We start from the raw sequence: 237 nt of genomic DNA on the forward strand, positions 1-237 counted from the left end.
TTCGGTTCCCTGCTTTTCACCTGCGCCACTGTCGTCACCTTGAGTTGCTACAGGAGCAGCCGTATTACCACCTGATACTGGAGTGCCAGCCGTAGCGGTATTAGTACCCGATACAGGAGTGCCAGACGTAGCGGTATTAGTACCAGCTTGTTGCTGTGCCGTAGTGGTATTAGCACCAGCTTGTTGCTGTGCCGGTGATGCATTACTCACATCATTAGCAGTACGTGCAACATCAGC

General features: G+C 52.3%; 1 protein-coding gene. It reads right to left on the bottom strand.

Features of this window, described 5'->3' with window-relative positions:
• Nucleotides 1-237 (bottom strand): hypothetical protein (locus tag H5058_RS18355; protein ID WP_220485853.1); only part of this gene is annotated, 237 nt, incomplete at both ends.

Origin of the sequence: Pseudoalteromonas sp. SR45-4, assembly GCF_014163535.1 — a bacterium.
Taxonomy (GTDB): Bacteria; Pseudomonadota; Gammaproteobacteria; order Enterobacterales; family Alteromonadaceae; genus Pseudoalteromonas; species Pseudoalteromonas nigrifaciens.